The following is a 14,030-nucleotide window of genomic DNA, read 5'->3' as shown; positions in this document are numbered from 1 at the left end:
GGTAGTGCCGGGCCGGTGCGCGCCGATTAACCGGTTGGAGCAGCTCGAGGGCCGCCCATTACCCTTCGTCCATCACCATCTTCTTTTCCTAGGAGCCAGAAGTGATCACCAGGATGTCGTCGTTGTTCCTGCGCACGCTGCGTGAGGACCCGGCGGACGCCGAGGTGCCCAGCCATCGTCTGCTGGTGCGCGCAGGCTACGTCCGCCGTGCCGCTCCGGGCGGCTACTCCTGGTTGCCGCTCGGTCTGCGCGTGCTGCGCAACATCGAACGGGTCGTGCGCGAGGAGATGGACGCCATCGGCGCGCAGGAGATCCAGTTCCCCGCGCTGCTGCCGAAGGAGCCCTACGAGGCCACCGGCCGCTGGAGCGAGTACGGCGACACCCTGTTCCGGCTCAAGGACCGCAAGGGTGCCGACTACCTGCTCGGCCCGACGCACGAGGAGCTGTTCACGCTCACCGTGAAGGGCGAGTACAGCTCCTACAAGGACTACCCGGTGATGCTGTACCAGGTGCAGACGAAGTACCGGGACGAGGCGCGCCCCCGTGCTGGCGTGCTGCGCGGACGCGAGTTCGTCATGAAGGACTCGTACTCGTTCGACCTCGACGACGAGGGCCTCGAGGCCTCGTACCAGAAGCACCGCGCCGCCTACATCAAGATCTTCGACCGGCTGGGACTCGACTACGTGATCGTCGCGGCCACGTCCGGTGCGATGGGTGGTTCGGCGTCGGAGGAGTTCCTCGCGGTGGCCGAGTCTGGTGAGGACACCTACGTCCGCAGCACCGGTTCCGACTTCGCCGCCAACGTCGAGGCGGTCGTCACGCCCGTACCGCCCGCGCGCCCGATCGAGGGGCTGCCCGAGGCGCAGGTGCACCACACGCCCGACACACCGACCATCGACACGCTCGTCGACTTCCTCAACGGCGCCGGTCTCGGACGCGAGTTCACCGCGGCCGACACGTTGAAGAACGTGCTCGTCAAGACGCGCATGCCGGGGCAGAAGGAGTGGACGCTGCTCGCCGTCGGTGTGCCCGGCGACCGCGAGGTGGACATGAAGCGGCTCGAGGCCTCGCTCGAGCCCGCCGAGGTCGCCCTGCTCGAGGAAGCCGACTTCGCGGCGAACCCCTTCCTGGTCAAGGGCTACATCGGACCGGGAGCGCTGCAGGCCAACGGCGTGCGCTACCTGGTCGACCCGCGCATCGTGCCGGGTACGGCCTGGGTCACGGGCGCCGACAAGGCCGACCACCACGTCGTCGACCTCGTGTGCGGCCGCGACTTCACGCCGGATGGCACCGTCGAGGCCGCCGAGGTCCGGGAAGGCGACGCCTCGCCGGACGGCGCCGGCACCCTCGTGGCCGCGCGCGGCATCGAGATCGGGCACATCTTCCAGCTCGGCCGCAAGTACGCCGACGCGTTCGAACTGGACGCGCTGGGCCCGGACTCCAAGCCCGTGCGCATCACGATGGGGTCGTACGGCATCGGCGTGTCCCGCCTCGTGGCGGCGATCGCCGAGCAGCACCACGACGAACTCGGCCTGGTGTGGCCGCGTTCGGTGTCTCCTGCGGACGTCCACCTCGTGGTGGCGGGCAAGGACGACTCCGTGTTCGAGGGCGGCGAGCGGATCGCGGGCGAGCTGTCCCGGCGCGGCGTGTCGGTGCTGTTCGACGACCGCAAGGCCTCTCCCGGCGTGAAGTTCGCCGACGCCGAGCTGATCGGCGTGCCCACCATCGTGGTCGTCGGCAAGGGCTTGGCGAACGGGGTCGTCGAGGTCAAGGACCGGGCGACGGGTGAGCGCAGCGAGATCCCGGTGGACGCGGTCGTCGACCACGTGACCGGCCTCGTGCACGGCTGACCGGCGCATGGTGTTCTGGCGGCGGCGCAACCGCGACCAGCGTTCGGAGCAGTACGGCTATCGGGACAACGCCGCGCTCGACGGGGTCGGCGGCTACGAACCGTCCGATCCGAACGACGCCTACCGGCCGCCGGAACCGCACCGATCGCCCTGGGCGGGCGCCCAGACGTACCCCCAGCCCTCGTCCCCGGAATCGGTGGCGCCCGGGCAGGCGTATCCGGGCCGCACGGTTCCCGGACAACAGCCGTATCCGGGGCAGCAGTCATACCCCGGACAGCAGCCGTACCCGGGGCAGCAGGCTCAGGGGTACGGCGCGCAGCCGAGTCAGGCGTCCCCGCAGGCCCAGCAGAACCGGAAGTCGGCGAAACAGGGCTGTGGCGGGGGAATCGGCTGTCTGGTCGTGATCGTCGCGATCGTGTCGACGATCATCGGCAACGCCCGCAACGACGACGACACGGCGGACTCCGACGCGCGGGACACCGACACGGTCGAGACCACGGAGCAGAGTTCGTCACCGTCCACTTCGGAACCGCCGGTCGACGTCGCGCCCGTCGTGGAGGGGTGGCAGCCGGTCGTGGCCACCAGTGGTGCGTTCGCCTACGACGTCCCGCCCGCCTGGCAGCCGAAGCCAGGGACCGTGCACGGCTGGGAGGCCGGTTCCGGCTACGACGACCGGATGGCGCTGAGTACCAGCGCCTTCGCGGGCCGGGAGTGCGACGACGCCACGCACCGCAACGGCGCCGGGGTGGCGGTGTACGCACCGCCCGAGGAGGCGGGCGAGAGCAACGCCAAGGCCGCCGACGCGTTGCTCACCGAGGTGGCGCAGCGTGCCTACAGCGACGGTGACACCCGGCCCGAGATCGGCCGGTCGATGTACACGGTGGGCACGTTCGGCGAGGCGGGTCAGGGCATGCGCGTCATGACCAGCGCCTACGCCGAGGTGACACCGACGTCTCCGGGCGGCTGCGTACCGGAGCGTGCCTGGGTCGGGGTGACGCTGGTGCCCGGACAGGAGCGCGGCGGGGAGTCGGCGGCCCTGGTCGTGTACGCCGACCACGCTGCCATGGACCAGGACCAGCTGAACGAGATGTTGCGGACCCTGCGCCCCGTGTCCTGAGGGTTCCCGCGACCAGGTCGCGTCTGACAATCCCGTCGCCTGCTGCGCGGCCCCTCGCTGCGTTGTCGGAAAGCCCGAGTACGACCCGGTACGAGGACCTCCCTCCGCCTTGCGAGGGGCCACGCTGATCCCCGATCGCGACGGCGGAGGATCATCAGACACGACCTAGCTCCGCCCGAGGATCGCGGCGACCGCCGCCGCGGTGTCCGACAGGTCGCTCAGCACCACGTGCGCTCCGGACTCGGCCAAGGCCGCACGGTCGTGTCGTCCCGTGGCCACGCCGACCGCGGTCGCCCCGCACGCGAGTGCGGCAGCCACGTCGTGCGGCGTGTCCCCGATGACGACGACCTCGCCGGGCGCCGTGCCGTGTTTGCCTGCCGCCAGTTCGACGGCCTTGGCGACGAGGTCCGGGCGATGGGCCGAGACCGTGCCGTATCCGCCGATGTCGAAGTCCAGATGGGTGTGCAGGCCGAACGAGGCGAGTTTGTGGTGCGCGATCTCCGGCAGGTTGCCGGTCACGAGCGACTGCACCACGCCGCCGCGGCCTGCGAGGTCGGCGAGCACCTCCGCCGCGCCGGGAAGGGCCGTCCCCATCTCGTGCAGCGGTGACGTGGCCGTGGCGACCGCGACGAGTTCGCGCCACAGCGCGTCCACCAGGTCGGGCGTGGGCTCGATGCCGTGGGCGGTGAGCAGCTCGGTGGTGATGGCCAGTTCGGTGCGGCCGGGAAACGAGGGCATGCGGTCGAGGGTCACGCCCGCGACGGTCTGCAACGCCTGCCGATACCACGCGCCTCCCGTTCCCGACAGGTCGACGAGCGTCAGATCGATGTCCCAGAGCACGAGCACGTCGGTGGCGCGAGAAGTCACGCCGGACACGGTATCCGAGGTGAATTCAACAAGCGTTGACATCTCCATGGGAGGCCGTATCGTCGTAATTCAACGGACGACGAATTATGTGAGGGAGGGGCGACATGACGCGGAACGGGTCAGGGGTGCTTGTCATCGCCACGGCCGTGGCCGGCGCCGTCGCGGCGATCGTGCTGGGGTTGCTGACCTTCGGCGCCCAGGCGACGTCGCGGCCCCACGCGGTGCCGGTGGCAGTGACGACGCCGGACCAGGCGCCACCACAGCTGACCGCGGCCGCCGAACGTGTCGCGCACGCGGGCGGTGACGCGCTCGACTGGCACGTCGCCGGACGGTCCGACGGCCGGGCGATGCTGGAGAACCAGGACGTCTACGGCGTACTCGAACTCGGGTCGGGGCCGGAGGGTGCCTCGGTGACCGTCGTGACGTCGGGTGCGGTCAACCCGACGGGCACGCAGCTGGCGCAACAGGTGCTCACCGAGGCCGGCAACCGGCTGGCCGCCGCCATGGCGGCGCAGGGCGGAGCCGAGCTGCCGCCGGGCGCGGCACCGCAGGTGCGTGCGGAGACCGTCCACGACACGGGCGCAGCCGGTCGAATGGCGCCCCTGGGCATCAGCGCGCTCGCGTGGGTCGGCGGGCTCGCCGGGGCCGCACTGCTGGCGGTGCAGGTCCGCCGCGGCACGCTGCGCCCGCGGATCGGCGCACGGTTGGCGCACCTCGCGCTGAGCGGAACCCTCGTCACCGCGGTACTCGTCGGATTCCTCGCGCTGTGGGACTCCTCGCTCGACCTCGGCTGGGCGGTCGTGGGCTTCCTGGCCCTGACCGTCACTGCGTTCGCTGCGGTCCAGGCCGCGCTCCTGCGCTGGCTGGGCATCCCCGCCATGGCCGTGCTGGGGCCGCTCTACCTGCTGGCTCCTTCGGTGGCCTCGCAGGTACCGGAGATGCTCGACCCGGCCTACCGCACGCTGCTGTGGTCCTGGACGCCGTTCCGGTTCTCGACCGAAGGCCTGCGGAGCCTGCTTCTCGGCACACCCGACACCGCACACGTCACCACGGCACTCTGGGTGCTCGGCGGGATGCTCGCGGCCGGACTCGTGGGCGTGCTGTGGCCCAGGAGGCGCGACGCGGAACCCGCGCCAGGGTCCGGCGCCCCGGCGGACGGGCCGGGATCAACCGGCCAGGAAGCTGAACCGGACTCGCCGGGTCGGGTTGTCGACGTTGGTGTCGACCAGGCAGATCGACTGCCACGTGCCGAGGGCGAGTCGGCCGCCGAGTACGGGGATGGTCGCGTACGGCGGTACCAGCGCCGGTAGCACGTGGTCCCGTCCGTGGCCTGCGCTGCCGTGGCGGTGCCGCCACCGGTCGTCGCGGGGGAGCAGGTCGTCGAGGGCGGCGAGCAGGTCGTCGTCGCTCCCGGCGCCCGTCTCCAGCACCGCCAGTCCTGCGGTGGCGTGCGGCACCCACACGTGCAGCAGTCCGTCCGACGGTCCGTCGCCCTCACCGCTCGGCGCGTCGGCGAGGAACCGTTCCGCATCGCGGGTCAGATCGTGGACGACCGCACGGTCCCCGGTACGGATCTCGATCTCGGTGGAGTGCATACCACCACCGTACGCAGCATCCGGCTCCGTGCACCGCGGCCTTCGGCCGCCTTTACGTCATCGCGCCATCGGGCACAAGACGTGATCTCCGTTACAGCATGGTCCATGATGGTGCTCGACCGGTTCCTCGACGAGGAGGACGTCCATGGTGGCTGCACCTTCGACCCCGCCGGAGAACCCGGCGGCGTTGTCGGTCGGCGTCGTCGCCGAGACGGCTGCGGGCGAACGGCGCGTCGCGCTGGTGCCGAAGCTCGCCGAACGCGTCATCCGGCGCGGCCTGCGGGTGGTGGTCGAACCCGGCGCGGGCGAGGGGGCCGGACTTCCCGACGAGCTCTACGCCGCGGCGGGTGCCGAACTCGCCACCGCGGCGTCCCCGGCCCGGCACTGCGACATCGTGCTCACGGTGACGCCACCGTCCGACGCGGACATCGCACGCCTGGCCCGCGGCACCGTCCTCATCGGATTCCTCGACCCACTCGGCGCGCCGCAACGGATCGAGGCGTTGCGGGAGGCGGGCGTCACCGCGTTCGCCGTCGAGTCGATCCCCCGCATCTCCCGTGCGCAGGCGATGGACGCGCTGTCCTCGCAGGCGAACGTCTCGGGCTATCGCGCGGCGCTGCTGGCCGCCCAGCGCGCGCCGCGGTTCTTCCCGATGCTCACCACGGCGGCCGGCACCGTGCCGCCCGCGACCGTGCTCGTCCTCGGCGCCGGGGTCGCGGGGTTGCAGGCGCTGGCCACGGCCAAACGGCTCGGCGCGCAACCCACCGGCTACGACGTGCGGCCGGAGGTGGCCGAACAGGTGCGCTCGGTCGGTGCGCAGTGGCTCGACCTCGGCATCGAGGCCATCGGGGAGGGCGGCTACGCCCGTGAACTGACCGACGACGAGCGAGCCGAGCAGCAACGGCGGCTCACCGAGGCCATCGGCGGCTTCGACGTCGTGATCACCACCGCCCTCGTGCCGGGCAGGACGGCGCCGACCCTGGTCACCGCCGAGGCGGTCCACGGTATGCGTCCCGGCAGCGTCGTCGTCGACCTCGCGGGCGCCACCGGCGGCAACTGCGCACTCACCGAAGCGGGCCGGGACGTCGTCGTCGACGGGGTGACGATCTCGTCCCCGCTGAACCTGCCCGCCGAGATGCCACTGCACGCCAGCGAGCTGTACGCCCGCAACCTCGTCGAACTGCTCGAACTGCTCGTCGACGCCGAGGGCCGGCTCGCGATCGACCCGGCCGACGAGATCGTCGCCGGCGCGTGCGTCGCCGGTCTGCCGGAGGAGGTGGCGTAGATGCCGATCGAGAGCATCGCGATCCTGGTGCTGGCCGGCTTCGTCGGCTACACCGTGATCTCCAAGGTGCCCAACACGCTGCACACGCCGCTCATGTCCGGCACCAACGCCATTCACGGCATCGTGCTGCTGGGCGGACTCATCGTGCTCGGCCACGGCGTGGAGGGCGTGCTCAACAAGATCCTGCTCGTCGTGGCCATCGCGTTCGGCGTGATCAACGTCGTCGGCGGGTTCCTCGTCACCGACCGCATGCTCGGCATGTTCAAACGCCGCCCCGGTGACCGTTCCGAGCGGCAGGGTGGGGAGGACGGCCGGTGAACACGCTCGTCTCCGTCCTCTACGTCGTCGCGTTCGCCCTGTTCATCTACGGCCTCATGGGTATGACGGGGCCGCGCACGGCGGTGCGTGGCAACTGGATCGCCGCGGCGGGCATGGCGATCGCCGTGGTGGCGACGTTGCTGCTACCTGGCATGGGGAACTGGCTGCTGATCGCGCTCGGTATCGGGATCGGCGCCGTCATCGGCGTGCCCGCGGCTCGGCGCGTGAAGATGACCGCGATGCCGCAGATGGTGGCGCTGTTCAACGGCGTGGGTGGCGGCGCCGTCGCGCTGATCGCCTGGGTGGAGTTCCGCACGACCGATGGTTACGCGTCCGAACCCCGATACGTGGCGATCGCCTCGCTGTTCGCCGCGATCGTCGGCTCGGTGTCGTTCTGGGGCTCGAACATCGCGTTCGGCAAACTGCAGGAGCTCCTGCCCGGCAAGCCCGTCACCGTGGGGAGGCTGCAGCAGCCGCTCAACATCGCGGTCGTGCTCGCGGCCGTGGTGTGCGCCGTGATCATCGCCTCCGGCGGGCGGTCCGAGTGGCTGATCATCGGGGTGCTCGTCGCCGCGGGACTGGCAGGGGTGCTGGTGGTGCTGCCGATCGGCGGCGCCGACATGCCGGTGGTGATCTCCCTGCTGAACGCGTTCACCGGGTTGTCGGCCGCCGCGATGGGCCTTGCGCTGGACAACACGGCGCTGATCGTGGCAGGCATGATCGTCGGTGCGTCCGGCTCGATCCTGACGAACCTGATGGCGCAGGCCATGAATCGGTCGATCCCGGCGATCGTCGCGGGCGGTTTCGGCGGCGGCGGACCCACCGGTCCGGCGGGCCCTGGCGCGGGCGATCGGCCGGTCCGCAGCACGAGTGCCGCCGACGCCGCGATCCAGCTCGCCTACGCCGGCAGGGTCATGGTCGTGCCGGGGTACGGCATGGCGGTGGCACAGGCCCAGCACGCGGTGCGCGAGATGGCGGATCTGCTGGAGGCGAAGGGCATCGAAGTGGGCTACGCGGTGCATCCGGTCGCCGGCCGCATGCCGGGGCACATGAACGTGCTGCTGGCCGAGGCCGACGTGCCCTACGGCGCGCTCAAGGAGATGGACGAGAGCAACTCGGCGTTTCCCCAGGTCGACGTGTCACTGGTGATCGGGGCGAACGACGTCACCAATCCCGCGGCACAGACCGATCCGTCGTCGCCGATCTACGGCATGCCCATCCTGAACGTCACCTCGAGCCGCTCGGTGATCGTGTTGAAACGCTCGATGGGGTCGGGTTTCGCGGGCATCGACAACGCCCTGTTCACCGACCCCAAGACGGCCATGCTCTTCGGGGACGCGAAGGAGTCCGTCGGCGGGATCGTCGAGGAGCTCAAGGCCCTGTAGGCGCGCCGTCGTCCTGCCGTCGTCCTGCAGTCGTCTCGCAGGCACGCGACGGTCGATGCCGACGGCTCGGTGTGCCGGGCTTCAGTGCGGTGCCGAGAAGGTGACCTGCGGGACGGGGCGTTTCGCCTTCGGTGCCGTCTTCGCCGTCGTTGGCTGCGTGGCCGCCTTTTTCGTCACTGCCCTTTTCGAGACTGCCTTCTTCGTGGTCGCGGTTGTTGTGGCCGCCGGTTTCGTGGCCGCCGTCTTCTTCGCTGCGGTGGTCTTTGCTGCTGTCTTCTTCGTCGCGTTCTTCGGGGTGGCCTTGGTGGTCGTCTTCGTGGCCTTCGCCGTGGTCTTGGTCGAGGCCGCCTTGGACGGTGCTTTCGCAGTGGCCTTCGACGCAGTGGCCTTCGACGCAGTGGCCTTGGTGGCAGTCGTCTTGGTGGCAGTCGTCTTGGTGGCAGTGGCCTTCGACGCAGTGGTCTTGGAGGCCGTCGCCTTCGACGTGGCTGCGGCCGGCTTCGTACCTGCCGACTTCGTGCCTGTCTTCGTGCCTGCTGTCTTCGTGCCTGTGGTCTTCGTGCGTACAGACTTCGCCGCGGTCGTTGCCGCCTTGGTCGTTGCCGCCTTGGTCGTTGCCGCCTTGGTCGGTTTCGCCTCGGTCGTTTTCGCTTTCGCGGAGCGGGTCTTCGCGGAACGGGCCTGGCCCGAACGGGACTTCCTGCTCGCGATCATGCGCCGGGGGCGCTTGCGGCCACCCGTGCGCCTGCCGTGGGCGGCGTAGCGGGAGAGGGTCGAACGGAGGTCGTCGGCGTTGGGGTCGGACAGGTCGATCTCGTAGTGGACGCCGTCGAGAGCGAACCGTACCGTCTCCGCTGCCGGTTCACCGTTGATGTCGTCCAGAACCTCGACCGCCGTGTTGCGCGCCACGAACGTCCTCCGTTGTCCCTGCGGATTCCCAAAGTTTGCTGATGGCAAGGGTAATCGCCGGGTTGCGAGAGTCGGCGTGGTGGTGTGCGCTCGAGGTATGACTCAGGGCACGTACGACGTCGTCGTGATCGGTGGCGGACCGGTGGGGGAGAACGCGGCCGATCGTGCCGCACGGGGAGGACTCAGTGTGGCGCTGGTCGAACACGAACGGTTCGGCGGCGAATGTTCGTACTGGGCGTGCATCCCGAGCAAGGCGTTGCTGCGTCCCGGAAATCTCCTCGCGGCGATACGGCGCATGCCCGGGGTCCAACACGACGGGAGGATCGACGCCGCGGCCGTGTTCGCCCGCCGCGACGAGTTCACCCACGGCGGCGACGACAGCGGGCAGTTCGACTGGGTGCGCGGCGCGGGGATCGAACCCGTGCGGGGGCACGCCCGGGTCACCGGCGAACGGGAGGTGACCGTCGAAGGTCGGGACGGCGGAGTGCTGCACGCGCGACACGCGGTGATCGTGTGTACCGGCAGCGTGCCGAAGACCCCGTCGTTGCCGGGACTCGACGGACTGCCCGGCCGGCTCGTGTGGACCTCGCGGGACGCGACGACGTCGTCGGAGGTCCCGGGCAGACTGGCGGTCCTGGGCGGCGGCGCCGTGGGCACCGAGATGGCACAGGCGTGGGCACGGCTGGGCTCGGAGGTGCACCTGATTCTCACCGGCCCGCGACCACTGCCGGGATATCCCGACTTCGTCGGCGACGCCGTCGCCGAAGGGCTCGGTGCGGCGGGCGTGCGGCTGCATCCGGACACCGGCGCCGAATCCGTGTCCGAAGTGGACGATTCGGTCAGCGTGGGGCTGCCGGACGGCGCGCTCGAGGTGGACCGGCTGCTGGTGGCGACCGGGCGCAGGCCGGCGACGGACACACTGGGCCTCGAGACGGTCGGCCTCGAACCCGGCGACCCCGTGCGCGTGGACGACACCGGCCTGGCCTCCGATGTGGACGGGCAGTGGCTGTACGCGGCGGGTGACGTCACCGGCCGCGCTCCGCTGACCCACCAGGGCAAATACGCCGCGCGCGTGGCGGGCGACGTCGTGGCGGCCAGGGCGCGCGGCGAGACCGTCGACCCGGAGCCGTGGACCCGGTACGCGAGCACGGCCGACCATCACGCGGTGCCGCAGGTGGTCTTCACCGACCCGGAGGTCGCCGCGGTCGGGCAGCGCGAGGCCGAGGGTCCGCACCAGCGCGACGTCGAACTCGACATCGCGGTCGGCGGCTCGGCACTGCATGCCGACGGCTACCCGGGCCGCATGCGCGCGGTCGTCGACACCCGCGAGGAGACGCTGCTCGGGGTCACGTTCGTCGGCCAGGACGTCGCGGAACTGCTGCACAGCGCCACGGTGGCCGTGGTGGGACAGGTTCCGCTCGGCAGGCTGTGGCACGCCGTACCCGCGTTCCCGACGATCAGCGAGGTCTGGCTCCGGATGCTGGAGGAGTACGGGTTGTGAGCCGCCCGCCCACCGGCGGCGCTCGGCGGGCGCGGACCCTCGACCGTGCGAGGTTGCTCACCCGGACGGTGTCTGCGTTCCCGGTTCTTGTCGGTGGGCCGACCTACCGTGCGGGCATGCAACCACGGCGAAGCGATCACCAGGGCGAACGCGGCGCCCGCGGCAACGACGACGTCAACGGCAAGCACAACCACGGCAAGCACGACAACCACGGCGTCCACGGCAAGCAGGGTGGGCAGGGCTCGCACGGCGAGCACGGGGACGAGCTGATCATCGACTGTGACCGGTGCAGCGTGCGCGGCGAGGCGTGCCGCGACTGCATCGTCAGCGTGCTGCTCGGTCCGCCGCCCGAGCTCGACCAGCCGGCACCCGGTGCCGGACGTCCGCGGCTGCGCCTCGTCCCGGTCGAACCCGTCGATTCGGTCACCGCCGGCGAAGGAAACGACTCGCCCGACGGCCGCAGGGCGGGCTGAGTTCGGCCCCGCGTCGCGACACGCGCGACGTTCCTCGTGCGGTGAGCGGTCCAACCGATCAGGTGAACGGTCCAGGCCTCTTCGGATGCGCTGTGTAAGACCGGTCACAGCTTCAGCGGAACCGCTGGTCCGAACGTGTCGGGCTGGACGGTGAACGATTTACGTGCTGACGTTGCTGGACGTGGCCGACGGGGTTTCGTAACCTGGCCGAGATCTCGCGTCAGGCAGCCGTCCCACACGTTCGGCGACGCGGGGTCGCCGCCGAAGCAGCTTATGTCGGGGAGCTGCGCCGGACGTCGTGCACAGCCGCGCGGCACGGACCCCAGTCCTCTGTGGTGGTACACACCAACAGGGAGTCGGTCGTGCCGTCGTGCCCGACACGGGATGTGGTGAGGACCCCCGACCTCGCCCGAACCGACCGGTAGGCGGCTGGACCGCAAAGGAGACATGAGCGACGTGCAGTCGCAACCCGTGAAGCGCGTTGTTTCGTGCGCGCTGGCGGCCTCCGCCGTCGTCGCGGTTGTCACCTTCCAGTCACCGGCGACCGCTTCCCCCAACCCCGCCCCCCAGACTCCCCCGGTCGCGCAGCAGCCGGCACCGTCCGATGCGCTCGAGAAGTACTACGAGCTCTCGGAACGCGCGGAGAAGCTGAACGAGGAACACCTCCAGGCTCAGGAGAACCTCGAGGCCAAGCAGAGCGAACTGCGCCAGGCCAACAAGCAGCTGACCAACGCGCAGCAGGCGAAGAAGCGTGCCGAGTCGGACGAGGAGCGCTACCGGGTCGACGTCGACCGGTTCGCGGGCGCATCGTTCGCCAGTGGATCGCAGATGAACCGCCTGTCGGCGCTGCTCACCGGCGACTCGGCACAGGACTTCCTGGAGCGTTCGTCGGCGCTGGACGTGATCGCCACCGACCGGAACCGTGCGCTGAGCAGGCTCCGTGGCGCTGTCGACTCGGCCGCCGCGGCCGAGAAGCAGGCTGAAGGTGCCAGGAACAAGGCAGCCGCGGCCAAGAACGCCGCCGCCAAGCTGGAAAGTGACATCGCCGAGCGCAAGGAACGGCTCGACGAGCAGATCGCCGAGGCGGAGGAGGCCGCGGGCCTGCTCAACGACAGCGAGCAGGCCTCGCTGCAGGACACCGGCGCGGACGTCGGTGAGGTCAAGGCCCCCGGCCCCGCTGCCCAGGCAGCGGTCGACGCCGCACTGGGCAAGCGCGGCAGCCCGTATGTCTACGGCGCCACCGGACCGGACACGTTCGACTGCTCCGGTCTGACGTCGTGGGCCTACCAGCAGGCCGGTATCTCGATCCCGCGGACCGCGTCGTCGCAGCAGTCCGGTGCGGGCACTCCGGTGTCCCGCGACCAGCTGCAGCCCGGCGACCTGGTGTTCTTCGGCTCTCCGGCGTACCACGTGGGCATCTACGTCGGGAACGACCAGATGGTCCACGCGCCGACCGAGGGTGACGTCGTCAAGGTCTCGCCGCTGCAGGAGGAGTACAGCGGCGCCGCCCGCGTCGCCTGAGACCGAGACCCGCACACCGCCCGTCCGGGGCGGGATAGCGTGGCACCATGCGCCGTACGCTCCTGGTGACCAACGACTTCCCGCCCCGGCCCGGCGGAATCCAGTCCTATCTGCAGGCCTTCACCTCGCGCCTGCCCTCCGACGACCTCGTCGTCTACGCACCGGCATGGGAGCGTGCCTCCGGCTCGTCGAGCGAGTTCGACGCGCGCCAGCCCTACGAGATCGTTCGGCACCCCACGGCGCTCATGCTGCCCACTCCCGATGTGCTCCGCCGCGCGAAGGACCTGGTGCGCTCGCGCGAGTGCGACACCGTGTGGTTCGGCGCGGCCGCTCCGCTTGCGCTCCTCGGCGCACCCCTGCGCGCCGCCGGCGCTCAGCGGGTCATCGCCTCGACCCACGGCCACGAGGTCGGGTGGTCGATGCTGCCCGCCGCGCGGCAGGCGCTCCGGCGCATCGGCGACACCACCGACGTCGTCACCTACGTCAGCGACTACACGCGCAAGCGCTTCGCGTCGGCGTTCGGCCCGTTGGCGGGCCTCGAACACCTGCCGTCGGGCGTCGACCCGGAGACGTTCCGGCCCGATCCGGCCGCCGGCGCCGAACTGCGCGCCCGGTACGGCCTCGGCGACCGGCCCACCGTCGTGTGCGTCTCGCGACTCGTCCCGCGGAAGGGGCAGGACATGCTCATCCGCGCGCTTCCCGAGATCCGCACCCGGGTGCCGGACGCGGCGCTGTTGATCGTCGGCGGCGGGCCGTACCGCTCCCAGCTGACCGCACTCGCCGAGCAGGAGGGCGTGAGCGAGCACGTCGTGCTCACCGGGTCGGTCCCCGCGGACGAACTGCCCGCCCACTACGCCGCGGGCGACGTGTTCGCCATGCCGGCGCGGACCCGGGGCAAGGGGCTCGACGTCGAGGGCCTCGGCATCGTCTACCTGGAGGCGTCCGCGACCGGTCTCCCCGTCGTCGCGGGCAACTCCGGAGGTGCCCCGGAGACGGTGCGGGACGAGGTCACCGGGCACGTCGTCGACGGCAGGAAACTGGAGCAGCTCGTCGACACGCTCGCCTCGCTGTTGGCCGACCCGGTGCGTGCCCGCGCGATGGGGGAGGCCGGACGCAGGTGGGTCACCGAGCACTGGCGATGGGACGTGCTCGCCCGACGGCTCGCCGCTCTCCTCGACGGCCGCGAGCACGTGCATCGCTAGGCGTTAA

Annotated in this window: 12 protein-coding genes and 2 pseudogenes; 11 read left to right on the top strand and 3 right to left on the bottom strand. The window is 70.8% G+C overall.

Annotation, left to right across the window (positions count from 1 at the left end; translation table 11 throughout):
• The first annotated feature begins 101 nt into the window (after positions 1-101).
• Together IF64_RS0106450 and IF64_RS25930 are read left to right on the top strand one after the other, a co-directional pair.
• A complete protein-coding gene (locus IF64_RS0106450) occupies positions 102-1,850 on the top strand; it encodes a proline--tRNA ligase (protein WP_030531090.1) in 1,749 nt (582 codons plus the stop codon).
• A gap of 7 nt (positions 1,851-1,857) precedes the next feature.
• A complete protein-coding gene (locus IF64_RS25930) occupies positions 1,858-2,967 on the top strand; it encodes a DUF8017 domain-containing protein (RefSeq protein WP_030531089.1) in 1,110 nt (369 codons plus the stop codon).
• A 165-nt stretch (positions 2,968-3,132) separates the two neighbouring features.
• Here the strand turns inward: IF64_RS25930 and IF64_RS0106440 are convergent, their stop codons facing one another.
• The gene (locus IF64_RS0106440; protein ID WP_051757532.1) at positions 3,133-3,834 is read right to left on the bottom strand and encodes an HAD family hydrolase; all 702 of its coding nucleotides are present in this window, start codon (positions 3,832-3,834) and stop codon (positions 3,133-3,135) included.
• A 104-nt stretch (positions 3,835-3,938) separates the two neighbouring features.
• On the opposite strand from IF64_RS0106440, the pseudogene IF64_RS25250 reads away from it, so the two are divergent.
• A pseudogene (locus IF64_RS25250) lies at positions 3,939-5,057 on the top strand (ABC transporter permease); the annotation flags it as partial.
• Here IF64_RS25250 and IF64_RS26470 read toward each other — a convergent pair.
• Entirely contained in the window at positions 5,001-5,429 is a 429-nt protein-coding gene (locus IF64_RS26470; protein ID WP_030531086.1) for a YjbQ family protein, read from the bottom strand. The pseudogene IF64_RS25250 and the gene IF64_RS26470 sit on opposite strands and share 57 nt — an antisense overlap.
• A 145-nt stretch (positions 5,430-5,574) precedes the next feature.
• Here IF64_RS26470 and IF64_RS0106425 point away from each other — a divergent pair, with 145 nt between their 5' ends.
• From IF64_RS0106425 to IF64_RS28185, 4 genes are all read left to right on the top strand, one after another.
• Positions 5,575-6,714, top strand: a complete 1,140-nt coding sequence (locus IF64_RS0106425) for an NAD(P) transhydrogenase subunit alpha (protein ID WP_051757519.1) — start codon at positions 5,575-5,577, stop codon at positions 6,712-6,714.
• Complete coding sequence (locus IF64_RS0106420) at positions 6,715-7,032, top strand: NAD(P) transhydrogenase subunit alpha part 2 (RefSeq protein WP_030531084.1); 318 nt, start codon at positions 6,715-6,717, stop codon at positions 7,030-7,032.
• Between the two features lie 56 nt (positions 7,033-7,088).
• A complete protein-coding gene (locus tag IF64_RS0106415) occupies positions 7,089-8,417 on the top strand; it encodes an NAD(P)(+) transhydrogenase (Re/Si-specific) subunit beta (protein ID WP_425468478.1) in 1,329 nt (442 codons plus the stop codon).
• 100 nt (positions 8,418-8,517) lie between these two features.
• Positions 8,518-9,180 (top strand): hypothetical protein, encoded by a 663-nt coding sequence (locus tag IF64_RS28185; protein WP_051757518.1) that lies wholly within the window; start codon positions 8,518-8,520, stop codon positions 9,178-9,180.
• Between the two features lie 32 nt (positions 9,181-9,212).
• Here the strand turns inward: IF64_RS28185 and IF64_RS28180 are convergent.
• A pseudogene (locus tag IF64_RS28180) lies at positions 9,213-9,326 on the bottom strand (Lsr2 dimerization domain-containing protein); the annotation flags it as partial.
• Positions 9,327-9,423: 97 nt separating this feature from the next.
• Here IF64_RS28180 and IF64_RS0106400 point away from each other — a divergent pair.
• From IF64_RS0106400 to IF64_RS0106385, 4 genes are all read left to right on the top strand, one after another.
• Complete coding sequence (locus IF64_RS0106400; protein ID WP_030531081.1) at positions 9,424-10,827, top strand: dihydrolipoyl dehydrogenase family protein; 1,404 nt, start codon at positions 9,424-9,426, stop codon at positions 10,825-10,827.
• 116 nt (positions 10,828-10,943) lie between these two features.
• The gene (locus tag IF64_RS25245; protein WP_145600396.1) at positions 10,944-11,300 is read left to right on the top strand and encodes a hypothetical protein; all 357 of its coding nucleotides are present in this window, start codon (positions 10,944-10,946) and stop codon (positions 11,298-11,300) included.
• 456 nt (positions 11,301-11,756) lie between these two features.
• A complete protein-coding gene (locus tag IF64_RS0106390) occupies positions 11,757-12,821 on the top strand; it encodes a C40 family peptidase (protein WP_030531080.1) in 1,065 nt (354 codons plus the stop codon).
• A 47-nt stretch (positions 12,822-12,868) separates the two neighbouring features.
• Positions 12,869-14,023 carry a glycosyltransferase family 4 protein gene (locus IF64_RS0106385; RefSeq protein WP_030531079.1) on the top strand — a complete coding sequence of 385 codons (1,155 nt, stop codon included), beginning with the start codon at positions 12,869-12,871 and terminating at the stop codon, positions 14,021-14,023.
• The last annotated feature ends 7 nt before the right edge of the window (positions 14,024-14,030 follow it).

The organism is Prauserella rugosa (genome assembly GCF_000719975.1).
Lineage (GTDB): Bacteria > Actinomycetota > Actinomycetes > Mycobacteriales > Pseudonocardiaceae > Prauserella > Prauserella rugosa.
Note: the sequence above shows the minus strand (reverse complement) of the source record. Positions and strands in the feature narration are given on the sequence as shown.